The organism is Streptomyces sp. ISL-10 (assembly GCF_018614575.1).
Classification (GTDB): domain Bacteria; phylum Actinomycetota; class Actinomycetes; order Streptomycetales; family Streptomycetaceae; genus Streptomyces.
In genome coordinates this window covers 59,067-82,576 of sequence record NZ_JAGGOJ010000012.1, presented here as the reverse complement: position 1 = coordinate 82,576, position 23,510 = coordinate 59,067, and the positions used below count along the sequence as shown (strand labels likewise).

The 23,510-nt window shown below is 71.2% G+C and carries 26 protein-coding genes and 1 tRNA gene; 21 read left to right on the top strand and 6 right to left on the bottom strand.

Features of this window, described 5'->3' with window-relative positions:
* From J7E88_RS16655 to J7E88_RS16600, 12 genes are all read left to right on the top strand, one after another.
* A partial coding sequence (locus tag J7E88_RS16655; protein ID WP_251022742.1) for an FtsK/SpoIIIE domain-containing protein occupies nt 1-589 on the top strand: 589 nt, incomplete at its 5' end.
* Nucleotides 590-725: 136 nt separating this feature from the next.
* Complete coding sequence (locus J7E88_RS16650; RefSeq protein ID WP_215181731.1) at nt 726-998, top strand: hypothetical protein; 273 nt, start codon at nt 726-728, stop codon at nt 996-998.
* On the top strand, nt 995-1,666 hold the full coding sequence (locus J7E88_RS16645; protein WP_215181729.1) for a DUF2637 domain-containing protein: 672 nt from the start codon (nt 995-997) through the stop codon (nt 1,664-1,666). Before J7E88_RS16650 ends, J7E88_RS16645 begins: the two co-directional genes overlap by 4 nt.
* Nucleotides 1,667-1,681: 15 nt before the next feature.
* A complete protein-coding gene (locus J7E88_RS16640) occupies nt 1,682-1,864 on the top strand; it encodes a hypothetical protein (protein WP_215181727.1) in 183 nt (60 codons plus the stop codon).
* Between the two features lie 4 nt (nt 1,865-1,868).
* Nucleotides 1,869-2,060 (top strand): mobile element transfer protein, encoded by a 192-nt coding sequence (locus tag J7E88_RS16635; RefSeq protein WP_215181725.1) that lies wholly within the window; start codon nt 1,869-1,871, stop codon nt 2,058-2,060.
* An 18-nt stretch (nt 2,061-2,078) separates the two neighbouring features.
* The gene (locus J7E88_RS16630) at nt 2,079-2,273 is read left to right on the top strand and encodes a hypothetical protein (protein WP_215181723.1); all 195 of its coding nucleotides are present in this window, start codon (nt 2,079-2,081) and stop codon (nt 2,271-2,273) included.
* Between the two features lie 23 nt (nt 2,274-2,296).
* Nucleotides 2,297-2,632: a SpdD-like protein gene (locus J7E88_RS16625; protein ID WP_215181721.1), complete on the top strand. Its 336-nt coding sequence runs from the start codon at nt 2,297-2,299 to the stop codon at nt 2,630-2,632.
* A 91-nt stretch (nt 2,633-2,723) separates the two neighbouring features.
* A complete protein-coding gene (locus J7E88_RS16620) occupies nt 2,724-2,927 on the top strand; it encodes a hypothetical protein (protein WP_215181719.1) in 204 nt (67 codons plus the stop codon).
* Between the two features lie 5 nt (nt 2,928-2,932).
* Nucleotides 2,933-3,118 carry a hypothetical protein gene (locus tag J7E88_RS16615; protein ID WP_215181717.1) on the top strand — a complete coding sequence of 62 codons (186 nt, stop codon included), beginning with the start codon at nt 2,933-2,935 and terminating at the stop codon, nt 3,116-3,118.
* Nucleotides 3,119-3,256: 138 nt separating this feature from the next.
* Nucleotides 3,257-4,543 carry a replication initiator gene (locus J7E88_RS16610; protein WP_215181750.1) on the top strand — a complete coding sequence of 429 codons (1,287 nt, stop codon included), beginning with the start codon at nt 3,257-3,259 and terminating at the stop codon, nt 4,541-4,543.
* Nucleotides 4,540-4,752 carry an excisionase family DNA-binding protein gene (locus J7E88_RS16605; RefSeq protein WP_215181714.1) on the top strand — a complete coding sequence of 71 codons (213 nt, stop codon included), beginning with the start codon at nt 4,540-4,542 and terminating at the stop codon, nt 4,750-4,752. Before J7E88_RS16610 ends, J7E88_RS16605 begins: the two co-directional genes overlap by 4 nt.
* Entirely contained in the window at nt 4,752-5,879 is a 1,128-nt protein-coding gene (locus J7E88_RS16600; RefSeq protein ID WP_215181712.1) for a site-specific integrase, read from the top strand. The genes J7E88_RS16605 and J7E88_RS16600 overlap by 1 nt, the downstream gene beginning before the upstream one ends.
* Nucleotides 5,880-5,960: 81 nt before the next feature.
* On the opposite strand, the gene J7E88_RS16595 is transcribed toward J7E88_RS16600, so the two are convergent.
* Nucleotides 5,961-6,033: transfer RNA gene (locus J7E88_RS16595), tRNA-Arg, on the bottom strand.
* 175 nt (nt 6,034-6,208) lie between these two features.
* On the opposite strand from J7E88_RS16595, the gene J7E88_RS16590 reads away from it, so the two are divergent.
* On the top strand, nt 6,209-7,879 hold the full coding sequence (locus J7E88_RS16590; protein ID WP_308307516.1) for a class I adenylate-forming enzyme family protein: 1,671 nt from the start codon (nt 6,209-6,211) through the stop codon (nt 7,877-7,879).
* 81 nt (nt 7,880-7,960) lie between these two features.
* On the opposite strand, the gene J7E88_RS16585 is transcribed toward J7E88_RS16590, so the two are convergent.
* On the bottom strand, nt 7,961-9,247 hold the full coding sequence (locus J7E88_RS16585) for a M6 family metalloprotease domain-containing protein (RefSeq protein WP_215181710.1): 1,287 nt from the start codon (nt 9,245-9,247) through the stop codon (nt 7,961-7,963).
* A gap of 292 nt (nt 9,248-9,539) precedes the next feature.
* Between J7E88_RS16585 and J7E88_RS16580 the strand changes: the two genes are divergently transcribed.
* Together J7E88_RS16580 and J7E88_RS16575 are read left to right on the top strand one after the other, a co-directional pair.
* Nucleotides 9,540-10,187, top strand: a complete 648-nt coding sequence (locus J7E88_RS16580; RefSeq protein ID WP_215181708.1) for a TetR/AcrR family transcriptional regulator — start codon at nt 9,540-9,542, stop codon at nt 10,185-10,187.
* Nucleotides 10,188-10,607: 420 nt separating this feature from the next.
* Nucleotides 10,608-12,137, top strand: a complete 1,530-nt coding sequence (locus J7E88_RS16575; protein WP_215181706.1) for an MFS transporter — start codon at nt 10,608-10,610, stop codon at nt 12,135-12,137.
* A 168-nt stretch (nt 12,138-12,305) separates the two neighbouring features.
* On the opposite strand, the gene J7E88_RS16570 is transcribed toward J7E88_RS16575, so the two are convergent.
* Nucleotides 12,306-12,830: a MarR family winged helix-turn-helix transcriptional regulator gene (locus J7E88_RS16570; RefSeq protein ID WP_374196286.1), complete on the bottom strand. Its 525-nt coding sequence runs from the start codon at nt 12,828-12,830 to the stop codon at nt 12,306-12,308.
* Nucleotides 12,831-12,930: 100 nt separating this feature from the next.
* Here J7E88_RS16570 and J7E88_RS16565 point away from each other — a divergent pair, with 100 nt between their 5' ends.
* Complete coding sequence (locus J7E88_RS16565) at nt 12,931-13,713, top strand: dioxygenase (RefSeq protein WP_251022741.1); 783 nt, start codon at nt 12,931-12,933, stop codon at nt 13,711-13,713.
* Nucleotides 13,714-13,746: 33 nt separating this feature from the next.
* Here the strand turns inward: J7E88_RS16565 and J7E88_RS16560 are convergent, their stop codons facing one another.
* Nucleotides 13,747-14,265, bottom strand: coding sequence for a GNAT family N-acetyltransferase (locus tag J7E88_RS16560; protein ID WP_215181702.1), 519 nt, complete (start codon nt 14,263-14,265; stop codon nt 13,747-13,749).
* Nucleotides 14,266-14,415: 150 nt separating this feature from the next.
* Between J7E88_RS16560 and J7E88_RS16555 the strand changes: the two genes are divergently transcribed.
* A complete protein-coding gene (locus J7E88_RS16555) occupies nt 14,416-15,444 on the top strand; it encodes an RNA polymerase sigma factor RpoD/SigA (RefSeq protein WP_215181700.1) in 1,029 nt (342 codons plus the stop codon).
* A gap of 423 nt (nt 15,445-15,867) precedes the next feature.
* Here J7E88_RS16555 and J7E88_RS16550 read toward each other — a convergent pair whose 3' ends face one another.
* A complete protein-coding gene (locus J7E88_RS16550; protein ID WP_215181699.1) occupies nt 15,868-16,827 on the bottom strand; it encodes a YafY family protein in 960 nt (319 codons plus the stop codon).
* 62 nt (nt 16,828-16,889) lie between these two features.
* On the opposite strand from J7E88_RS16550, the gene J7E88_RS16545 reads away from it, so the two are divergent.
* From J7E88_RS16545 to J7E88_RS16530, 4 genes are all read left to right on the top strand, one after another.
* Nucleotides 16,890-18,443, top strand: coding sequence for an MFS transporter (locus tag J7E88_RS16545; RefSeq protein ID WP_215181698.1), 1,554 nt, complete (start codon nt 16,890-16,892; stop codon nt 18,441-18,443).
* 246 nt (nt 18,444-18,689) lie between these two features.
* Nucleotides 18,690-19,451, top strand: coding sequence for a DeoR/GlpR family DNA-binding transcription regulator (locus J7E88_RS16540; RefSeq protein WP_215181696.1), 762 nt, complete (start codon nt 18,690-18,692; stop codon nt 19,449-19,451).
* Entirely contained in the window at nt 19,448-20,401 is a 954-nt protein-coding gene (gene pfkB / locus J7E88_RS16535) for a 1-phosphofructokinase (RefSeq protein WP_215181694.1), read from the top strand. Before J7E88_RS16540 ends, pfkB begins: the two co-directional genes overlap by 4 nt.
* Entirely contained in the window at nt 20,398-22,599 is a 2,202-nt protein-coding gene (locus J7E88_RS16530) for a fructose-specific PTS transporter subunit EIIC (RefSeq protein ID WP_215181692.1), read from the top strand. The genes pfkB and J7E88_RS16530 overlap by 4 nt, the downstream gene beginning before the upstream one ends.
* Before the next feature lie 34 nt (nt 22,600-22,633).
* On the opposite strand, the gene J7E88_RS16525 is transcribed toward J7E88_RS16530, so the two are convergent.
* Nucleotides 22,634-23,401, bottom strand: coding sequence for a DUF6227 family protein (locus J7E88_RS16525; RefSeq protein ID WP_215181690.1), 768 nt, complete (start codon nt 23,399-23,401; stop codon nt 22,634-22,636).
* Nucleotides 23,402-23,510 lie beyond the last annotated feature (109 nt).

Below are 23,510 nucleotides of genomic sequence, written 5' to 3'. Positions count from 1 at the left end.
CATCAGCGCGGACACCCCGGATGCGGAGATCACTGCCGACATCTGGGGGCTGCCCGATCACCTGCGGCCGGTGCCGGTCGTCCTCCTGGTGGACGAGGTCGCCGAGCTGGCGCTGTTCTCCAACACGGCGGAGAAGAAGCGCCGCGAGCGGATCGTCACCGCCCTGGTCCGCCTCGTGCAGCTCGGCCGCGCTGCCGGCATCTACGTGGAGATCTGCGGTCAGCGCTTCGGAGCCGAACTCGGCGACGGGATCACCATGCTCCGTGCCCAGCTCACCGGCCGGGTCTCGCACCGGGTCAACGATGAAGCCTCGGCCAAGATGGCGTTCGGCGACATCTCCCCCGATGCCGTGCTGGCAACCACACAGATCCCGGTCGAGCGTCCCGGTATGGCGGTGGCCGGTGACTCCACGGGCGGCTGGGTCCGCATCCGTACGCCGTTCACGACGATGCGGCAGGCCGTGAACGCCTGCACCGCCAACGCTCACCGCACCCCCGTCCTCGACGGCCTGGAGTCCTTCCGGCCGGTGCTGCCCGCCCTGGCCCCGGTCGAGGCCCCGGCCCCGGCGGCTCGTCCCGCCACTGCCTGACCGCACCTCCCCATCCCCGGTCGGCGCGACCGCTTCGCGCCCTGTCCCTACCCCTGCCATGCCCGAAACCGGCTGCCCGGGGCTCGGCGACCACTCTGGCTCGCCTTGCCCAGGCCCCCACCGAAGGGAGATGTCCATGTCTGAGCCGCTGGTCGCCCTGGACGGTCTTGCCCCGGACGAGTTCCTGGGACGGCTCTCCGCCCTGCGGGCCGAGCGTGATCGCTATGACCGGGAGATTCGGGCCTACCTGGCCTACGCCCGTGAGTTCACCCGCCCGCGGCCCTACACACTGGCTTCCCTGGCGGAAGCCGCGGGCATGTCGATCTCCGGTGTCCGCACCGCCTACACCGCCGCAGACCTCGACACGGTCGCCCGTGCGGTCGGCCATGCTCCGCGGAGCCAGCGGTGACGACCTCCATCCCGCGCCCTGATGCGGTCCTCGTGCAAGCCGTGATCGCCGGTGCGCTGTCCTTCGCCCACCTGCACGACCTCGCCGCCGCTGCCGGACAGGACGGCTGGAAGGCGTGGGCCTATCCCGTCTCCGTCGACCTGCTCCTCGTCGCGGCCTGGCGACGTCTGCGCATCCTGCGCGCCCAAGGTGAACCGGCCCGCGCCGCGTGGACCTGGTTCGCCGTCGCCCTGGCCGCCTCGCTCGGCGCGAACGTCGCCACCGCAGGCCTGCTCGACCTCAACGACGTGCCCGACTGGCTGCGCATCCTCGTAGCCGGATGGCCCGCGCTGGCCTTCCTCGGCGGCACGCTCCTCGTCCACTCGCCGACCAGTGGAGCCGCAGATGTTGCCGAGCCGGAGCCGCTGCCGGTGGTCGAGCCGGTGACCGTGCCGGCCGAACCGGACCCGGCCCCGGAGCCGGATGCGGTCGAGCCTGCCGAACCCGTCCCGGCCCTGCCCGCCGCCCCGCCGCCTGCGGATGTGCCGCCCGCCCTGGTGGACCACGCCCGCAAGCTCGCCGACGCCCACCGCGCCTCCACCGGCTCACCCATCGACGCCTCGACGCTGCGCGACCGACTCGGCCTGCCTGGCCCGATGGCCGACCAACTCGCCGCCCACCTCGCCTGAAAGGACCGACACCACATGCCCGGACACGAAACGACACGAGACGAGTACCTGCAAGCGGCCCGGGAGATGGCCGACGCCGGTCGCCACACCCTCGTCCGGCTGCTCGCCGAGGAAGCTGCCGAACGCACCGCCGACCCGGCCGCCGCCGCCTGCATCCGCTCCGCCTTCCCCGGCCTGAGCCTGCGATCGGAGGACTGATCCCATGCCTGCCCGTGACTTCTTCCACTCCGTGATGCGGATCGGTCCCGTGCAGATCGGCACCCACCGCGACCGCAACGGACGCACGAAGCACGCCGCCGTCTGTTCCCGCGACAACTGCGGCTGGTCCGCCGACTTCTCCACCCAGTCCGCAGCCCAGCTCGCCGCCCGCACCCACCGCTGCCGCGCCAACTAACCCACAGGGAGACCCGTCGTGAACGTCGAACTTCCCCTGATCGTCCTCGTCGCCATCTTCGGCTACTTCGGCATCAAGCTCATGCGCCCGCCGACCTGGCTCATCGTCGTGCTCCTCCTCGGCGGCTTCCTCCTCGCCGACACCTTCCTCGCCCCCGCCATCGAGTCCGGCACCCGCACCGGCGTCGACGCCGTCAACAACACGATCAAGTAACCAGCCCAGAAAGGAGAACCGCCATGCTCCGCCCGCGCATCCCGACCCCGACCGGCATCGTCACCCCGCTCGTCCACCCCGCCCCGGCCCCGGTCGTCGAGCACCAGCCCACCGCGTGTGCCTGCCAGCACACCACCCCGGCACCCGTCGCCGTCCCGGCCTCGGCCGCTCCTTCGGCGCCCACGGTCCGGCTCACCCCGACCGGCCTCCTCGCCGTCGTCGGCGGCGGTGCCGCGGTCGTCCTGATCGTCGGGGCAGTCCTCGTCTCCATGCTGCTCGCCGTCGCCATCACGGCCACCTCGGTCGCCGTCTGCGCCGTCGTCCTGCGCTCCCTGCTCAACAACCCGCGCCACCGCTGACCGGCCTTCCGGGCGGCCCTGAAACCGCCAAGTATCCGCCGCCCGGACGGCCAGCCCCTACCCGACTTCATCAACCGGAAGGACCTTCATCATGCCCCAGCACCGCCACGCCCCGGCCCGCGTCTGCCCGTCCTGCGATGGCTTCGCCTCCGCCGCTATCACCCTCGGCGGCCGCGACCGCAACGGCCAGCGCCGGATCATCACCGCCCACTGCCGCACCTGCCACGGCACCGGCACCGTCCCGCCCCTGCGCCAGCTGCTCGACACCGCCGCCGACGCCGCGTTCACCCGCTGACCGCCATGGGCGACCTGGCGCCCACCGTCGACCGGCCCGGCGTGCACGTCGCCAAACCCGCCCGGGACTTCCCCGCCACCGGCTCCTACGCCTGCTGTTGCGGAACCTCCGGTCGGGCCACGGGTGACGACAACGTCCGCGACCTGATCGCCGAGTGGATCGACCACCGCAACACCTGCCCCCACCGCTGATAACCCGCCGGGGCACCGCCCGCACCCCTGCCGGCCGGTGCCCCGCCCCCGCTCTCCTCTGGAAGGAGGAACATCCGCGTGACCACGACCGCACCGCCCCCGCTGCGGGACCTCGCCTTTCTCGCCTCGCTCGGCACCATGCCCGGCCTCATGCGTCAGCTGCGGTGCCTGGGCGGCTGCACCACCCCGATCCGCCTCGACGGCCACCGCACCGACGTCCACACCACCACCGGCGAAATCCTGCACCACCTCACCGCGAGCGACCTGCCCGCCGGGAACCTCCTCGTGCGCTGCAACAACCGCCGCGCGACCCGCTGCCCGGCCTGCGCCGAGACCTACCGTCGGGACACCTACCAGCTCATCACCGCCGGACTCCGCGGCGGCAAAGGCACCTCCGAACGCGTGGCCACTCATCCGCGGGTGTTCGCCACCTTCACCGCGCCGAGCTTCGGCCCCGTTCACAACCGCCCCGCCAAGGGCCGCTGCCGCTGCGGCATCTCCCACGCCGCCGACGCATCCGAATTGGGCACGCCGCTCGACCCGGAACGCTACGACTACGAAGCGGCAGTGCTTTGGAACGCACACGCCTCCAAGATCTGGGCCCGGTTCTCCATCTACCTGCGCCGTGAGGTCGCCAAGCGTGCCGGGCTCTCGCAGCGCGCCTTCAAGGAGCACGCTCGCGTCTCCTTCGCCAAGGTCGCCGAGTACCAGCGCCGCGGGGCCATCCACTTCCATGCCGTGATCCGCCTCGACGGCCCGGACGGCGGCGACACCCCACCCCCGGCCTGGGCCACCGCCGAACTCCTCACCGACGCCATCCGCGCCGCCGCCGCTGCTGCTGACGTGCCCGGCCCCGTCATCGACGGCCGCGCTCACACCTTCGCCTTCGGCATCCAGCTCGACATCCGCCCGATCCGCTCCGCCGACTTCGACGGCGGCACCGAACTCACCGAACGCGCCGTCGCCGCCTACATCGCCAAGTACGCAACGAAGGGCGCCGAAACCGCGACCGGCACCCTCGACCGCCCCATTCGCTTCCTCGCCGAACTCGGCCGCAAGTCCATCCCCGAACACGCCCGCCGCCTCATCCGCACCGCCTGGACCCTCGGCGCCCGCAAAGACCTCGAAGACCTCCGCCTCCGCGCCTGGGCCCACATGCTCGGCTTCCGCGGCCACTTCTCCACCAAAACCCGCCGCTACTCCACCACCCTCGGCGCACTCCGTACCGCCCGCGCCGAATGGCGACGCCTCCAAGCCGCCATCGCCCGCGGCGAAGATCCGACTGCCGCTATGCCGGCCAATCCGGACGAGGACACCACCCTCGTCCTCGCGCACTGGGCCTTCGCCGGAACCGGCCTCACCCGCGGCGAGGAATGGCTCGCCGCCTCACTCACACCCGACACCACGGAAGGAGACTGCTCATGACCGACCGGCTGCTCACCGTGGAACAGGTGGCCCGGCTCCTCGGCACCACCGTCCGGTTTCCCCGGCGACTCATCGAGGAACGCCGGATCACCTTCGTCAAAGTCGGCCGACACGTCCGCATTCCCGAAAGTGCCGTTACCGCCTTCGTCACGGCTAACACTGTCGAGCCGGTGACGATCCGGCGGTCTGGCCTGCGGAGGGCCGCCTGATGGCCAACAAGAAGGGCAACCGTCGACGCTTCGGCTCTGTCCGACAGCTCAAGTCGGGACGCTGGCAGGCTCGGTACCGCGACCCTGCCACGGGCCAGCTCCGCAGCGCTGAACAGACTTACGCGACCAAGACCGACGCCGAGGTGGCGCTGACGCACATCGAGGCCGACATCTCGCGCGGACAGTGGGACGACCCTGAAAAGGGAGCCGTCTCCTTCTCTGAGTACGCGGACGCATGGCTGCGGGACCGCAAGCTGGCCGACCGGAGCAGAGAGCGGAACGAAGCCGTAATCCGGCTGCACGTCAAGCCGACATTCGGCGCCGGGACTCTGGCCGACGTGACCACGTCTCGGGTCCGGGCCTGGCGGGGCAACCTGCTCGCCGCTGGCGTGGGAGAGCCGACCGTCGTCAAGGCGTATCAGATCCTGCGGGCCCTGATGAACACGGCCGTGGATGACGAACTGATCCGCCGTAACCCCTGTCGGGTCAAGGGTGCCGACCGGTACGACGTTCCTGAGCGGCCGGTGTTGACCGTGGCGGAGGTGTACGCCGTGGCCGACGCCATCGCTCCTCGGTACCGCTTGCTCGTACTCCTGGCGGCCTTCACCACCCTGCGGTTCGGCGAGCTGGCGTCTCTTCGCCGCCGAGACATCGACGTATCGGGTCGCGTGGTCCTGGTCCAGCGGGCACAGGCTGAGATGCAGGACGGCAAGCTCTTCGACAAGGCTCCGAAGTCCGCGGCTGGCGTCCGGCCCGTCGCCTTCCCGGACGAGATCCTGCACGACGTGACCGAACACCTGGAGCGCTACGCGGGTGCCGGCCGTGATGGCCACGTCTTCCTCGGGCCCCAAGGTGGGCGTCTCCGCCGCAGCAACTTCCGGGATGACTGGACCACGGCGCGGGCCAAGGCGGGCATCTCCAGTGAGGTCCACTTCCACGATCTTCGGCACACCGGGAACACCTTGGTCGCCGCCGGGGCCAGCACCCGAGAGCTGATGACCCGCATGGGCCACAGCACCGCGCGGGCCGCGCTGATCTACCAGCACATGACCGCCGACCGCGACCGGGCTATCGCCGACCGGCTGGGAGCCTTGATCCGCCAGAGACAGGGCGACGCGGAGTCCTAGTGGCACGTGTGTGGCACGTCCGCGATCATGGGAAAGGGCCAGTTCGAGGGAATCGCCCCTCTGAACTGGCCCTTACTGATGTGCCCCCGGCAGGATTCGAACCTGCGACACCCGCTTTAGGAGAGCGGTGCTCTATCCCCTGAGCTACGAAGGCGGGGAGATCCGTCGGGATCCGGCGCCTAGCCTAGCGGATATGCTCTGCCGCTCGACGGGATTCCCCTTTGGCCAGCTCACGCCGGTGCCGACCGTGCTCGGCACGGCCTTGACGGCGAAGTGGGGCAGGCATAGCGTCACGCCAGACTGAGCGAGCGCTTAGAGAGGGCAGATCCGTGCCGTACCCCGAGACGTCCGACGCCGTGCGGGACCGGCTCACCGCTGCCGGGGCACCCTTCGCCGTCGTGCGTGGTGAGGACGGGGCGCTGCGGTACGAGGGCGGGCCGCGGACATTGCGGGAGTTCGTCGAGGCCACCTGGGGTTACGGGGACCGGCCGTTCCTGATCGCCGAGAGCCGGACGTACACGTACGGGGAGTTCTTCGCCGCCGCGTCCGCCCTCGCGTGCCGCTTCACCGACGTCTACGGGCTGCGCCCCGGCGACCGGGCCGCCATCGCCATGCGCAATCACCCCGAGTGGCAGATCGCCTTCTGGGCGGCCCAGTTGGCCGGGCTCGTCGCCGTGCCGCTCAACGCGTGGTGGACCGGGGAGGAGCTCGCGTACGCGCTCGACGACTCCACCCCGCGAGTGCTTCTCGTCGACGGCGAGCGCCTGCCCCGCGTGGAAGCCTGGCGGCGGGCGAACCGTGTCCGGACCGTCGTCTTCCATCACGACGGCGAGACCGCGGAGGGCGTTGAGCGCTACGAGGACTTCGACGCGCCCGACCCGCTCGCCGCGCCGCCCGCCGTGGACGTGGCGGCCGAGAGCGATGCCACCATCATCTACACGTCGGGGACCACCGGCCGCCCCAAGGGCGCCGTCGCCACCCAACTCGCGCAGGCGGGCGCCACCGTGCATCCGCGGTACCACGCCACCGCCTCCGCGCTCGGGCGCGGACTGCTGCCGGGGCAGGGGGCGACCCCGGTCAGCCTGATGACCTTTCCCTTCTTCCATGTCGCCGCGTTCACCACGCTCTACGCGATGATGGGCGTCGGCGGCGCCCTCGTCCTGATGCGCAAGTGGGACGCCGAGCAGGCGCTCGCGCTCATCGAACAACATCGCGTCACCCACTACTCCGGCGTTCCGACCACCGCCCTACAGCTGCTGGACGCCGCCGAGCGGGCCGGCGCCGGGCTGGAGAGCCTGACCAATCTGAGCACCGGCGGGGCTCCCGCCCCGCCCGATCTGGTGGCCCGGCTGACGGCCGCTCACGGGCGGCGGATCGAGCCGCGCAACGGGTACGGGCTCACCGAGACCAGCGGGGGAATGCTGGCGAACTTCGGGGACGCGTACCGCACGCACCCGAGCAGCGTCGGCCGCCCCGCGCCCGCCGTCGAGGTGCGCATCGCCGGGCCGGGCGGTGAGCCGCTGCCCGAGGGCGAGGTCGGCGAACTGTGGCTGCGCGGCCAGGGCGTCGTCCGCGGCTACTGGCGCGACGAGCGGGCCACCGCGGAGGCCTTCCACGACGGCTGGTTCAGGACCGGCGACCTCGCGACCGTCCGCGACGGGCGGGTCGGCGTCGTCGACCGGATCAAGGACATGGTCATCCGTGGCGGCGAGAACGTGTACTGCGTCGAGGTCGAGGCCGTCCTGCACGACCACCCCGACGTCGAAGACGCCGCCGTTCTCGGGGTTCCGCACCCGGTTCTCGGGGAAGAGGTCGCGGCCGTCGTGCGGTTGCGCCCCGGGGCCACGGTGGATGCCGAGGAGCTGCGGGCACATGTCGGCACGGTGCTCGCCGCGTTCAAGGTGCCCGCGCATGTGGTGCTGCGCGCCGAGCCGCTGCCGCGCAATCCGACGGGCAAGATCCTCAAGCGGGAGCTGAGGGCGGGGTTCGGGAGCGGGTGATCTGAGCCGGGGCCGGGGCGGTTCAGGAGCGGGTGACCCGCGGCGGGGCCGGAGGGGGTGCCGCGGCGCGGGCGGGGTGGTTCAGGAGCGGGTGATCCGCACCCGGTACACGTGGCCCTTCTCCTCGCCCGTCACCGAGATCCGCACACCGTGCTCGCTGTCGGTGAAGGACTGGCCCGGGCGGTACGGCGCGTCGGACAGTTCCGCGTGGACGTTGGGGCGGCGGGTGCAGCCGCCGCTGTCCCGTTCGCTGTCCGCCACGGTCACCGGCCCCTGGCCGGTGTCCACACTCGACTTCACCCGGTAGATCAGCACGCCCGGCTCGCACACGGCGTCGTCGTTGCCGGCCCGGGTCCGTACCTCCACCGCGTAGCCGCTGTCCTCGCTCAGCGGCACGACCGCCAGTTTCGAGCCGCCCACGGTGGCGAGCGGGGTGAGGGTGTACTCGGTCGTGCCCGGCGCCGAGACGCAGCGGATCTGGTCGTTCTCGAGCCAGCCGAGCTTCCATTTGTGCCAGCCCAGCAGGTCGTTGTTGGCCCCCCAGTCCTCGGACATGATGTCCCAGTGGCCGGCTGCTCCCCCGCCCTCCGCGGTGTAGAGGTCGGGCAGGCCGAAGACATGACCGTTCTCGTGCGGCAGGACCCGGTAGCCGGTCTGCGCGTACGACCCCGAGCCGTCGTCCTGGCGGCTGTAGACGAACGACGTGTTGGCCAGTGGCACCCCGTCCGCGTAGGGCGCCTCGTCGTTGCCCGAGAAGGTCACGGACAGCACGGTGTCCAGCGCGGAGGGGCCCGCGTTCGGGGTGACGAGCACATTGACCAGGTCGTACTGGCTGAAGTCCACCTTCTCGTCGGCCACCTCGATGAGGTCCTCGACGAGCTTGCGGTAGCCCGGTTCGTAGGGCGAGCCGCGACCTATCCCGTACGCCGCGAACGGCAACGGCATCCGCAGCCAGTCGCTCACGGGGGCGTGGGGGCGGTAGCTGAGCCGCCCGTACGAGCTGGTGCGGAACCACTGGGCGGTCTGCGGGAAGAACTCGGCCAGTCGGTCGAGTGCCGCACCCTCGCCCACCGCGTCCGAGAAATCGATCATCAGGTTGAGGGCGCTGACCTCGCCGGTGGAGCGGGTGTAACCAGGCGCGGTGGGCACGCCCTCCGACATCTGCACGCCGGTCACCGTTGGTATGCGGCAGGGACCGAGCCCGGGCGCCTCCGGAGCGGCCACCGGGCCCGTCGGCGCCTTGGCAGGGGCGAAGATCGTGGCGCTCGCCGTGGTCAGGGCCGCTAGGGCGAGGGCGGCGAACGCGGCGAGCCCGCAGAGGCGGCGGTGGCTGCTCCGTCTGCGTATTCGGCGGCGGGTCTGCTGCATGCGTTCGCCTTCAGGACCGCGGCAGCAGGCCGGACCCTGGCTGCGCTCTGTCCGTCAGCCTGTGTCGGCCGCTCGCGGGGCGCGCGCCGGGCTGGGCCGATCGTGGGTATTTCCCGCGCTGCACGTTCGATCCGCGGAAAGTGGCTCAGGTCACATCGCGACCCGGAAATAACCGGGGATCCTCTCCCCGTTTGCACCGGTGTCCCCGCGAAACGGGGAGGAGTTCCCCGCTTACTCAGTGCCGGGAGCACCAGGACGCAGGACGGACAGATGACCGGAAGGACGTGGAGCCGTGAGCCCCGCCGCCACCGAAACGCGCCGCACGGCGCGCCCGCGGGCAGACGCCCTGCGGAACCGTGAGCGGATCGTGTCGGCCGCGCGCGAGATGTTCGTCGAGTACGGACCCGAGGTCCCGCTGGACGAGATCGCCCGTCGCGCCGGGGTCGGCAACGCCACGCTCTACCGGCACTTCCCTGACCGCGCGGTCCTGATCCGCGAGGTCGTCATCTCCGTGATGTCCCGTACCACCGAGCGGGCACGGGCGGCGGTGGCCGAGGAGGCCGACCCGTTCGCCGCCCTGCGCCGCTTCGTCCACGAGGCGGCCGACGAGCGCATCGGCGCCCTGTGCCCGATGCTCTCCGGAGCCTTCGACGCCGACCACGCGGACCTGCACGCCGGACGCGACCAGCTGGAGGAGGCCGTGCACGGCCTCGTCGAGCGGGCTCAGTCGGCGGGCAGGATGCGCGGTGACGTCGCCGTCGGGGACCTGATGGTCGCGCTCTCCCAGCTCACCCGGCCCCTGCCCGGCACCGCGTGCCTGAACATGGACCGGTTCGTCCACCGTCATCTGCAGCTGTTCCTGGACGGCCTCGAAGCGCCCGCGCGCTCCGAGCTGCCCGGCGAGGCCGCCACCCTCGACGACCTGCGGAGCACCTCGTGACGCCGTAGCGCGATTCCGCCACTGATTCCTGTCCCGCACCGATTCCCGCACCGATTCCCGCACCGATTCCTGTCCCGCACCGACTCCTGCACGAATTCCTGTTCTGCACCGACTCCACGAATTCCTGTCCTGCACCGATTCCTGCGCCGATTCCTGCACAGGCTCCAGCGCCGGCCGGCTCGGTACCACCGGCGAGGAATGACTCCGGTGCCGACACCGGCATCACCCGACGCCGTTTCTCCGCGAGCCGGCGGAGACGGTTCACCGGTGCCGGACGGCCGGGCACGACCCGGCCGATGACTTCACCCCGCCCGGGCGGTCTCAACGCCGAGATCCCCCTCTGACGCGGGCCCCTCGACCGCACGACGCACCTCGCGTGACCTCTCGTAGTCCGTCCGTACTCCTTAGGTGGCCAGATCCATGCCGAAAACACCCGACATATCCCTGCCCGACCCGAGCCGCTGGAAGGCTCTCGTCTTCATCGCCCTCGCCCAGCTGATGGTGGTCCTCGACGCGACGATCGTGAACATCGCGCTGCCCACCGCCCAGCAGGACCTGGGGATTTCGGACGCCAACCGCCAGTGGGTCATCACGGCCTACGCCCTTGCCTTCGGCGGTCTGCTGCTCTTCGGCGGACGCATCGCCGACCTGTGGGGCCGCAAGCGGACCTTCGTCGTCGGCCTGCTCGGCTTCGCCGCGGCCTCCGCGCTCGGCGGCGCGGCCACCGGCGAGGCGATGATGCTCGGTGCCCGGGCCCTGCAGGGTGCGTTCGGTGCGCTGCTCGCGCCCGCCGCGCTCTCGCTGCTCGCGGTGATGTTCACCGACGCCAAGGAGCGCGCCAAGGCGTTCGGTATCTACGGTGCGATCGCCGGTGGCGGCGGCGCTGTCGGCCTCATCCTCGGCGGCTTCCTGACCGAGTACCTGAACTGGCGCTGGACCTTCTTCGTCAACATCCCCTTCGCGATCGTCGCGGCCGTGGGCGCGTACCTCGTCATCCGTGAGCCGGAAGGCGCGCGCAACCGCTCGTCGCTGGACATCCCCGGCGTCGTGCTGTCCACTCTGGGTCTGGTCGCGCTGGTCTACGGCTTCACGCGCGCCGAGTCAGCCGGCTGGTCCGACACCCTGACCGTGGGCATGTTCGTCGCCTCGGCGGTGCTGCTCGCGGCGTTCGTCGTCACGGAGTCGAAGGTCAGCTCCCCGCTGCTGCCGCTGCGCGTCCTGACGGAGCGCAACCGCGGCGGCGTCTATCTCTCGCTGGGTCTCGCGGTCATCGCGATGTTCGGGCTCTTCCTCTTCCTGACCTTCTATCTCCAGGTCGTCAAGGGGTACTCCCCGGTCATGACCGGCTTCGCCTTCCTGCCGATGATCGCTGGCATGATCACGGGCTCGACGCAGATCGGCGCCCGCCTGATGACCCGTGTGCCGCCGCGGCTGCTGATGGGTCCCGGCTTCGTCGTCGCCGCGATCGGCATGCTGATGCTGACGCAGCTGGAGATCGACAGCTCGTACGCCGGCCTGATCCTGCCCGCGCAGCTGCTGCTGGGTCTCGGCATGGGTACGGCCTTCATGCCGGCCATGTCCCTGTCCACGTACGGTGTGAACCCGGCCGACGCCGGTGTCGCCTCGGCGATGGTCAACACCTCGCAGCAGGTCGGCGGCGCCATCGGTACGGCGCTGCTGAACACGATCGCCGCGTCCGCCACGACGTCGTACATCGCCTCGCGCGCGGCCGGTGCGACCGACCCGAGGCTCCTGGAGCTCCAGGGCATGGTGCACGGCTTCTCGTCCGCGATCTGGTGGGCCGTCGGCATCCTGGTGATCTCCGCCGTGATCGCCTTCACGTTCATCAACTCCGGGCGGCCCGGTGCCGGTTCCCCGGCTGAGGGTTCGGGCTCGGGTGAGGCGGACGGTGTCGAGGACGAGGTCAAGATTCCCGTCATCGCGCATTGAGGCCGCGTTGAGGTCGAATTGAGGCCGCTCTGAGGCCGCTCTGAGGCGAACGCCGAGAGGTACGACGGCAGTGCAGAGGTGACGCAGGGGGCCCGGCCCGGGTGATCGACCCGGGCCGGGCCCCCCGTCCGTGTGCGAGGTGTACGTGCCGGCCGCGCGCCCGTTGGGTCAGCGCAACCAGGGCAGGTCCGCGCACGTGTCATGCGGCTGCAGTCCCTCGGCCATCACCTGCATGATCTCGCCCAGTTGCCGCACCTGTTCGGGCGTGAGCCGGTCGAATATCGCGTGGCGCACCGCCTCCACATGCCCGGGAGCAGCGCGCTTCAGGACCTCGAAACCCTCGTCCGTGAGCACGGCGTTCTGGCCGCGCCGGTCGGAGGGGCAGTCCTCGCGGCGCACCCAGCCGTTCTTCTCCAGCCGCGCGATGGCGTGTGAGAGCCGGGAGCGGGTGATCTTGGCGTCGATCGCGAGCTCCGTCATCCTGCGGCGGCGACGTGGGGCCTGGGAGAGCTGGACGAGCAGACCGTAATAGATGTGCGGCATGCCCGCGTCCCGCTGCAGTTGGCGGTCGAGATGGTCCTCGAAGAGAGTGGTGGCATGCAGGTAGGAACGCCAGACTCGCTGTTCTTCCTCGGTCAGCCAGCGCGGCTCGACGTCGCTGTCGCCAGTGGATGCCCTGTTCATGTATCCCACTCTACGACCCCCGTCCTTGAAAGTTGAACTAAATGTCATCCGGAGTTAGGGTCGGGCTTGAACTTGAATGTTCAAGTTGATCGATCGGGAGTCAGTCGTCATGAATTCCAGCCCCGTCGCAGAGCGCATGCCCGCCCTCTACCTCTCCCACGGCGCCCCGCCCCTCGCCGACGATCCGATATGGCCGGGCGAGCTCGCCGCATGGTCCGCCGAACTGCCACGCCCCAGGGCGATCCTCGTCGTCTCCGCCCATTGGGAGGAGGCTCCGCTCGCACTCGCAGCGACCGAGACCGTCCCCCTCGTGTACGACTTCTGGGGCTTCCCCGAGCACTACTACCAGGTGCGCTACGAGGCGCCGGGCGCACCCGAACTCGCCGCCTCGGTCCGTAAGTTGCTCCACCGCGCCGGTACGCCGGTGCAGGACGTGGCGGACCGTGGACTCGACCACGGCGCCTACGTCCCGCTGGTGGAGATGTTCCCCGGCGCGGACATCCCCGTACTGCAGATCTCCATGCCGACCCTCGACCCCGGCAAGCTCCTGGAGATCGGGCGGCGGCTCGCTCCGCTGCGCGACGAGGGCGTGCTGATCGTCGGCAGCGGCTTCTTCACCCACAACCTGGCCGCGCTGCGGCACGGCGGGACGCCGGGCTGGTCGACGGAGTTCGACGACTGGGGGCGGCGGGCGCTGGCGGCCGCCGACGTGGACGCGCTGCTGGACTTCGAGACCAAGGCCCCCGCGGGCCGCATCGCCCACCCGCGTACCGAGCACTTCGCCCCACTGTTCGTCACCCTGGGCGCGGCGCAGGACGAGCTGGGGACCCACCGCAGCGTGATCGACGGCTTCTGGATGGGGCTGGCCAAGCGGTCCGTGCAGTTCGGCTGAGGTCGGGTCCTCGGCCGGGTCCTCGTTCAGGCCTCAGTCGAGCGGCTTCTCGAACCAGGCCACGTCCCAGTACCGGCCGAACTTACGGCCCACTTGCTCGTATGTCCCCACGTGTCGGAAGCCGAAGCGGGCGTGGAGTCTGTTGGAGGGCTCGTTGGGCTGGGCGATCCCGGCGTAGGCGCGGTGCACGTCTTCGCTCTCGAGGGCCGCGAAGAGCGCCTTGTAGAGCATCGTGCCGATGCCGCGGCCGGCGGCTTCGGGGGCCAGGTAGACGCTGACCTCGACGGATGTCGAGTAGGCCGGCTTGGGGCGGAAGGGGCTGCTGGTGGCGTAGCCGAGGACGCCTCCTGCCGCATCCCACGCAACCAGCAGGCGGTGCGGGCCGTCTTGAGGGTGGGAGTGCAGCCACGGACGGCGTTGTCCGGGGGTGAATTCCGCGGTGTCGAATGTGATCGCGGTCTCACGGACGTAGTGGTTGTAGATGTCGGTGAGCGCGGCGAGGTCGGCCTCGACGCCCGCTCTGACCTGCACGTCCACGCGCTTCGGCGGCATCCGTCCTCCCGGTTCGGAGCGGCACAGGGTACTGCATGATCGCGGAAGTCGATGTGCCTCATGGGAATTCTGTCCGGATTCCAGTCGTTGTTTCCTTCGGATGCAGGGCACCCGGGAGGGTGTCGTGACCTACTCAGCAAGGGAGCTCGCATGGCAACCCGTGCCGTCGCCCGTCGCCAGTCCGACGCTGGGGGCACCTCTCAGGTCTCCAGCTCCGGGGGTGGGACCGACAGGGCGAGCAGCGTTCGCGCCGTGGGCGGGGAGATCGCCGACCGCGACCTGGTCGGCATGTACCTCGACGAGATCGCGCGCACGCCACTGCTCGACGCCGCCAAGGAGGTCGAGCTGTCCCAGACCATCGAGGCGGGTGTCTATGCCCGCCAGATTCTCGACGGAGAGGTGGAGAGCGAGGCCGGTGGAGCCACGCGCGAGGAGCTGGAGGCGCTGGCCGCAGCAGGCGAGCGCGCGAAGGACGTCTTCATCCGCTCCAACCTGCGTCTCGTGGTAGCCGTCGCCCGGCGTTATCCGCGCAGCGGACTGCCCCTGCTCGACCTGATCCAGGAGGGGAACGCGGGCCTGGTCCGCGCGGTCGAGAAGTTCGACTACGCGAAGGGCTTCAAGTTCTCGACCTATGCGACGTGGTGGATCCGTCAGGCGATCACCCGTTCCATAGCCGATCAGTCCCGCACCATCCGGCTCCCCGTCCACCTGGTGGAGGAGCTCGGCCGCATCCGCCGCGTCCAGCGCGAGTTCAACAGGGAGAACGGCAGGGACCCCGAGGCCGCCGAGATCGCGGAGGAGCTGGGCTCGACGTCCGAGCGCATCATCGACGTCCTGGACTGGGCCCGCGACCCGGTCAGCCTCAACATGTCCGTGGACGACGCCGGGGAGACCCAGTTCGGCGATCTGCTGGAGGACACGTCGGCGGTGTCGCCGGAGCAGTCGGTGCTCACGCTGCTGCGCAGCGAGGAGCTCGAAGACCTCATCGGCAAGCTCGACCACCGCACCGCCTCGATCATCCGTATGCGCTACGGCATCGAGGACGGCCGCGAGCGCACGCTGACGGAGGTCGGCAAGGAGCACGGCCTGACCCGTGAGCGCATCCGCCAGATCGAGAAGCACGCGCTGCTGGAGCTGAAGCGGATGGCGCGCGACACGGGCTTCGACGCGGCGGCGTAGGCCGCCGTCGCCGCGCGCGGGCGCGCATCGGGCCGGGCGGCGCACGTGCGGCACCACGGCCCACGGGCGCCAACGGCCCCGCGACGGCCCACAGCCCCGTGCGGAACGGGGCCCCACGGGCGCGGGGCCCGCGAGCTCGGTGCGGGCGTGCGTCCGGTGAGGCGGGGCCCCGCGAGCTCGGTGCGGGCGTGCGTCCGGTGAGGCGGCGGGCGCGCGTCGGTTCCAGGGAACACGGCCCCACGGCCCGGTGCGGCACGGGCGCACACGTGCCACGGGAGCCGGTGCGCCGCGTTCCTGTCGGCCCCGCTGCCCCGGGCCCCGCGCCGGCCCACGGTCCCGCTCGCCACGGTCCACGTGCGCATACGTGCGCCCATGGCCCCGTGTCGCCCACGGCTCCGTGCGGCCCGCCAGAGCATCAGGTCGTCAGGCAGTGGACCTGGTCAGGCGTGTCGCCAGGTTCGTCACGTACTCCCGTAGCGGCTGCGGTCCGTGCACCGTGAACTCACAGTCCACCAGCGCCAGTCGCAGCGCCAGCCACTCCACCGAGTCGGCCGACCGCGTCCGCAGCCGGCAGCTGTCCTCGTCCGTCGGAACAGGGGCGCCCAGATGCTCGGGCAGCCGGGCCGCGACGAACGACGCCGGGGCCCGGAAACTCACATCGACGTCGTGCTCCTGCTGCTGCCGCGACATCGTGTGGCTCAGCAGCTCGGCCGCGTCGCCCACCGGAGCCTCCCGCGGCGTGAACCGCGCCCCCGTGGCGAACGGCTCCGTCACCCGGTCCACCCGGAAGGTGCGCCAGTCCTCGCGCTGGAGGTCGTACGCGACGAGGTACCACCGCCGCCCCGTCGACACGAGGCGGTACGGCTCGACCTGCCGTCGCGTCTCGGCACCGTCACCCGCGCGGTAGGCGAACCGCAGCCGTTCGCGCGCGGTGACCGCGCCCGCGATGACCGTCAGCGTCTGGGGGTCGATCGTCGCGCCGTCGCCCCTGGTCAGCGGGAGCGTCGCCGCCTGAAGCGTGGTCACGCGGTGCCGCAGCCGGGACGGGAGCACCTGTTCCAGTTTGGCCAGCGCCCGCACCGAGGCCTCTTCGATGCCTTCGATGGCATGGCCCGCACCCGCGCGCAGGCCGACCGCGATGGCCACCGCCTCCTCGTCGTCCAGCAGCAGGGGCGGCATCGCGGCACCCGCGACCAGGCGGTATCCGCCGACGGCGCCCTTGGTCGCCTCCACCGGGTAGCCGAGGTCGCGCAGGCGGTCGATGTCGCGGCGGATCGTGCGCGGGCTGACGTCGAGGCGCTCGGCGAGCTCGCTGCCCGGCCATTCGCGCGGTGTCTGGAGGAGCGAGAGCAGATTCAACAGTCGTGCCGGAGTGTCCGTCATGTTCTTCAGGATGCTCCTCGTCTAGGACATGACCTGACCTATATGGCCTCCAGAATCCTCCTATGAGTTCACAGCAGCCCGCCGTAACGGGTACGGCATCGGACCGCCGGCGATGGATAGCCCTCGCCATTGTCATGACCGCGGCCTTCATGGATCTGGTCGACGTCACCATCGTCAACATCGCGATCCCCAGCATCGAGCGGGATCTCGGCGCCTCGTTCGGCGCGATTCAGTGGATCACCGCGGGATACGCGCTCGCCTTTGCCGCCGGCCTGATCACCGGTGGCCGGCTCGGTGACATCTACGGCCGCAGGCGGCTGTTCCTGATCGGCATCACCGGATTCACGATCGCCTCCGCGCTCTGCGGCTTCGCGCCGAACGAGGAGATGCTGGTCGCCTCCCGCCTGCTCCAGGGCTCGGCGGCGGCCATGATGGTGCCGCAGGTCCTCGCGATCGTCCACGTCACCTTCCCGGCGCACGAACGCGGCAAGGTGTTCGGCCTCTTCGGCGCGATCGTCGGCCTCGGGGCGGTCTCCGGGCCGCTGCTCGGCGCGCTGCTGACCCAGTGGAACCTCTTCGGCCTCGAATGGCGCCCGATCTTCCTGATCAACCTTCCGGTCGGCATCGCAGGTCTGATCCTGGGACGGAAGTTCATCACCGAGTCCCGCGCCCCGAAGGCCCTCCGCCTCGACCTCGTCGGCGTCGCCCTCGCGACCCTCGGTCTGCTGATGCTGATCTACCCACTGACGCGCGGCCGGGAGCTGGACTGGCCGCTGTGGGGCCACCTGTGCATGGCGGGCAGCCCGCTGGTGTTCGCCGTGTTCGTGGCGTACGAGAAGTACAAGACCCGCAAGGACGGCTCCCCGCTGGTCGAGCTGTCGCTGTTCAGGGTGAAGAGCTTCGCCGCCGGTATCGCCGTACAGCTGACGTTCGGCATCGTGATGGGCATCTTCTTCCTCGTCTGGACGCTGTACATGCAGATCGGGCTGGGCTGGAGCCCCCTGAAGGCCGGACTGACCGGGGTGCCGTTCTCGATCGCCGTCTCGGCGGCAGCCGGGATGTCGGTGCAACTGCTTGTGCCGCGTTTCGGACGCAAGGTGCTGCAGGCGGGCGCGGCCACGATGGCCGCCGGTCTGCTGATCTACATCTGGGAGGCCGACCGGTACGGCACCGCGATCCACTCCTGGCAGATGATCCTGCCGCTGGTGGTCATGGGCGTCGGGATGGGGCTGATCGTCGCGCCGTTGACCGACGCGGTGCTCTCGGAGGTGCCGCGCGAGCACGCGGGCTCGGCATCGGGCCTGATCAACACGACCGTCCAGATGGGCAACGCCCTCGGGCTCGGGCTGGTGTCCGTGGTCTTCTTCGGCACGATCGACGAGGAGCGGCTCGCGCCGGGCGCGATGGGCCGGGCGTTCGTGGAAGCGTTCCAGGACTCACTGTGGTGGGTGGCGGCGGTGCTCGGCGTGATCTTCCTGGTGATGTTCGCGCTCCCGGCGCGGCCGAAGCAACACCTGGAGGCAGGCGCGGCGGACGAAGCGCACGAGCCGGTCGCGAAGCCGGGGGCGGAGAAGCCCGGGGGCGCGCCTGAGGTGGAGCCGGCGCTCGCAGGCTGACCCGTCTGCCCGACGGCGATCGCACCGACCTTCGCTCGCCCGTCCATCGTGTCACCGATGCCCGCGCCACCTTGCCGTGGCGCGGGCATCGTCGTGCACCGGAGCTGCGCACATGCGGCCGTGGGGGAGATGGCGGATGCCCGGTGGTGTCTGTCTTGCGCCCGATTCTGTTTACTTTGTCGATGCCGGGGCGTACTCTCCAAGGGAGAAACCACAGGTTCGGGCATGGAACGGAAGTAGAACCACATGTACGCAGCGGAGCGTCAACAGGAGATCCTGCGGCTCGCCCGTGACGGCGGTCGCGTCGACGTGCTGTCGCTCGCCGAGGAGTTCCAGGTCACCGCCGAGACCGTCCGGCGCGACCTCAAGGCCCTGGACCGTGCCGGCCTCGTACGCCGTGTGCACGGAGGGGCCATCCCTGCCGGCCGGCTCGACTTCGAGCCCGACCTCGCCGAGCGGGAGTCCACCGCCGCCGACGAGAAGGACCGCATCGCACAGGCCGCCCTCGCCGAACTGCCCGATGAGGGCAGCGTGATCCTCGACGCCGGATCCACCGTCGGCCGCCTCGCCGCCGCGCTCCCGCTGGACCGCTCGCTCACCGTCGTGACCCACGCCCTGCCCGTCGCCGCCCGGCTCGCCGACCACCCCGGCATCGACCTCCATCTGGTGGGCGGCCGCGTACGGCACCGTACGCGCGCGGCCGTCGATGCCTGGGCGCTGCGCGCGTACGGCGAGATCCACGCCGACGTCGTCTTCCTCGGCGCGAACGGGTACTCGCCAGTCGGCGGCCTGACCACCCCCGACCTGGCCGAGGCCGCCGTCAAACGCGCTGAGATCGCGGCGGCGCGGCGCGTCGTCCTGCTCGCCGACTCGGCCAAGCACGGCCAGGAGCACTTCGCACGGTTCGGCGACCTCACCGACGTCGACCTGCTCATCACCGACAGCGGGCTCGCCCCAGAGGACGCCGCGGCCATCGAGGCGGCGGGCACGGAGGTCGTACGCGCATGATTCTCACCGTCACCCCCAACCCGTCGCTGGACCGCACCTACGAGGTCCCGTCACTGGACCGAGGCGAGGTGCTGCGCGCCACCGGCGAGCGGATGGACCCCGGCGGCAAGGGGGTCAACGTATCCCGGGCCGTCGCGGCCGCCGGGCACCGCACGATCGCGGTCATGCCGCTCGGCGGCGCGCCCGGCGCACTCGTCGCCGACCTGCTCGCGGGCCAGGGCATCGACGTCGTGCCCGTGCCGGTCACCGGGCCCACCCGGTCGAACATCGCCGTCGCCGAGCCGGACGGCACGCTCACCAAGATCAACGCGCCCGGCCCCGAACTGAGCCCTTACGAGACGGCCCTCCTGCTCTCCGCAATCCGGGAACGGTCGGTGCTCGCGCACTGGATCGCCTGCTGCGGCAGCCTGCCGCGCGGCCTCGGGCCGGAGTGGTATGCCGAGCTGGTCGCCCGCGCGCACGCCGCGGGTGTGCGCGTCGCCCTCGACACGTCCGGGCCGTCCCTTCTGGCGTCCCTGTCCTCGTGTCCCGACGTCGTCAAGCCGAACGCCGACGAACTCGCCGCGGCCGTGGGCCGCCCGCTGCTCACCATCGGCGAAGCGGTCAAGGCGGCCGAGGAACTGCTCGGCCTGGGCGCGCGCTCGGTGCTCGCCAGCCTGGGCGCGGACGGCCAGTTGCTCGTCTCGGAGGCGGGCACGTATTTCGGCTCGGCGGCGGTGAGTGCCGTGCGCAGCAACGTCGGCGCGGGCGACGCGTCCCTCGCCGGATTCCTCGCCGCGGGCGGGCAGGGCCCCGCGGCGCTGGCGGCAGCGGTTGCCCACGGCGCGGCGGCGGTTCAACTGCCGGGCAGCGTGATGCCCACCCCCGCCGACCTCGACCCCTCCGCGGTCACCGTGACCGCGGACATTCCCCTGGACCGAGTCCTCACCGAACAAGGGAGCCCGCGATGAGCGACATGATCACCGCGGACCTGGTCGACCTCGACCTGGCCGCGACGACGAAGGAGGCCGCGGCCCGTTCGCTGGCCGAACGCATGAGGACCCTCGGCCGGATCACCGACCTGGACGGCTTCCTCGCCGACGTGGCGGCGCGCGAAGAGCAGATGCCGACCGGCCTGGACGGCGGCATCGGCATCCCGCACTGCCGCAGCGCGCATGTCACGGAACCGACGCTGGCCTTCGGCCGCAGCGCACCGGGCATCGACTTCGGCGCGCCGGACGGCCCGGCGGACCTGATCTTCCTGATAGCGGCGCCGTCGGGTGCGGACGACGCCCACCTGACGATCCTGTCGGCGCTGGCCCGCCGCCTGATGGACGAGTCCTTCACGGGCGCGCTCCGCTCCCTGACGGACCCAGCGTCGGCGGCGGCCCTGATCCGCGGCGACGAGCCGCCGAAGGCCCCTGCGGAGGCGGGTGCTGCCGCCGGTGCGCCTCCGGAGGCGAACGCGGTGTCCGCGGGTTCGTCCGGCACGGCGGCGGTGTCCGCGCCCGTGGAGGGGAACGCGGCGGCCGCCTATGAGGCGTCCGCGCCTGCCGAGGAACACGCTGCCGGTGAGCCCGGTGAGCCCGGTGAGCCCGGTGAGCCCGGTGAGCCCGGTGAAGCCGGTGAAGCCGGCACCAGCCGCGGCGCGGCAACGACGGGCGTCACCGCGGGAGCCGGCTCCGGGCCGCAGCGACCTTTCCGTATCGTCGCCGTCACCTCCTGCCCCACCGGCATCGCCCACACCTACATGGCGGCCGAGGCCCTGGAGCAGGCCGGCGGCGCGGCGGACGTCGAGGTCGTCGTCGAGACGCAGGGCTCCGCCGGGTTCAGCCGTCTCGACCCCGCCGTCATCGCCGCCGCCGACGGCGTGATCTTCGCGCACGACGTGCCCGTCCGGGAGAAGGAGCGCTTCGCCGGCAAGCCCACCGTCGACGTGGGCGTCAAGGCAGCGATCAGCCGGTCCGCCGAGCTGATCGCCGAGGTCCGCGGCAAGGCCGAGCGCGGTGAGGTCACCGCGGCGGCGCGGGCGGCCGCCCCCGTGGACAGGGCGGGCGAACCGGGCGAGGGCTACGGCACGAAGCTCCGCAAGTGGCTCATGTCCGGCGTCAGTTACATGGTCCCGTTCGTCGCGGCCGGTGGTCTCCTCATCGCCCTCGGCTTCGCGATCGGCGGGTACGAGATCGCCGACGCCGCGTCGGTCGCCGAGCGCTTCGCCTGGGGCGACCACACCAGCTGGGCAGCGCTGCTCTTCCAGATCGGCGGGCTCGCGTTCAGCTTCCTCGTGCCCGTGCTCGCCGGCTACATCGCGTACGGCATGGCTGATCGCCCCGGTCTGGTGCCCGGCTTCGTCGGCGGCGCCATCGCACTGACCATCAACGCCGGCTTCCTCGGTGGTCTGATCGCCGGACTGCTCGCGGGCTTCACGGTCATGGCCATCCAGCGCATCCAAGTGCCGAAGCCGCTGCGGGGCATCATGCCCGTGGTCGTGATCCCGCTGATCTCCTCGGCGGTGGTCGGGTTCCTGATGTTCCTTGTCGTCGGCAAGCCCATCGCCGGGCTGCAGAAGGCGCTGACGGAGTGGCTGTCCGGACTCTCCGGCGCCAACGCCGCCATCCTCGGCGTCATCCTCGGCCTGATGATGTGCTTCGACCTCGGCGGCCCGCTCAACAAGGTCGCCTACGCCTTCGCGGTCGGCGGCCTCGCCAACCCCACCGAGGGCTCGCTCAAGGTCATGGCCGCCGTGATGGCCGCCGGTATGGTCCCGCCGCTCGCCATGGCGCTGGCGACGGTCGTGCGCGGCCGGCTGTTCACCAAGGCCGAGCGGGAGAACGGCAAGGCAGCCTGGGTGCTGGGCGGTTCGTTCATCACCGAGGGTGCCATCCCGTTCGCCGCGGCCGACCCGCTGCGGGTCATCCCCTCCGCGATGGTGGGCGGCGCGGTCACCGGCGCGCTGTCGATGCTCTTCGAGTGCACCCTGCGCGCCCCGCACGGCGGCATCTTCGTCGTGCCGCTGATCGGCAACCCGTTCCTCTACCTGCTCGCCATCGTCGCGGGCACGCTCGTCAGTACCGCCCTGGTGCTCCTGCTCAAGGGCGCCCGCAAGCCGGAACCGGCCGCCGTCCCCGCAGCGGCGGCCCGGGAGGAGAAGGTGACCGTCGCCGCCTGAACCCGTACCGCTACGGCGCCCGCCGGCGCTGTCGCTACCGCACCCGCGCGCGAAGCTCCATGGCTTCGCGCGCGGCGCGCTCCGCCTCGTAGACCTCGCACATGTGACGGCCGTCGGGCGTCGCCGTGTGCTCCACCTCCCACAGACTGGTCTCCGTGCCGTCCAGCAGCAGGAACGCGTGCTCGTAGAGCGTGAAGCCGGCGTCCTTGCCCGCCACCCGGTACTGGCGCCCGAAGACCTGCGTGATGTGGTGCGCGAACGCCGTCCGCAGCCGGCGCGCGGTCTGCTCGCCCGGCCGGTCGACGTTCTCCGCGCGGCGCAGCACCCGGCGCGCGTGGTCGGCCGAGTCGTCCGGGACGTACATCGGGGGGAGCGGTGCCGGGGGCGGCGTCATCAGCGAGGTGAGGAGCTCCAGGCCGACGTCCAGGTCGAAGGCCGGAGCGGAGATGTCCTCGGCGAACCCGGGGAAGCCGGCCGGCAGGCGGGACGCGGCGAGCCGGGCCTCGGCCTCGTCCGCGTAGAGCTCGTGTTGCTCCGTGCCGCGGGCGCCGTGGCATCCGGTGCCGTGCACGAGCTCCCACAGGGTGAGCGAACTGCCGTCGCTCAGCAGGTACGTATGGCGGTACGTCGCCCGGTGCAGCCCCGCCTCGTGGTGCGAGGAGTGCAGCGAACTGGCGTGGGCCAGCGCCGATCCGAGCCGCTCGACGGTCGCATCGGGCAGCTCGAAGGAGTTGAGCGCCCGACCCAGGAGTCGCTCGAGATGCGTCTCGGATGTCTCGTACGGATCGATCGGATCGTTCAAGAGGGGTCTCCAGGCCGTCGCCACACGTCACTTGCCGATTGCTAAACGTAGCGCTTGGGTCTGACAACGCGTTCGGGGTTCGGGTAAAACGAAGACAGGGTCGGCTGAA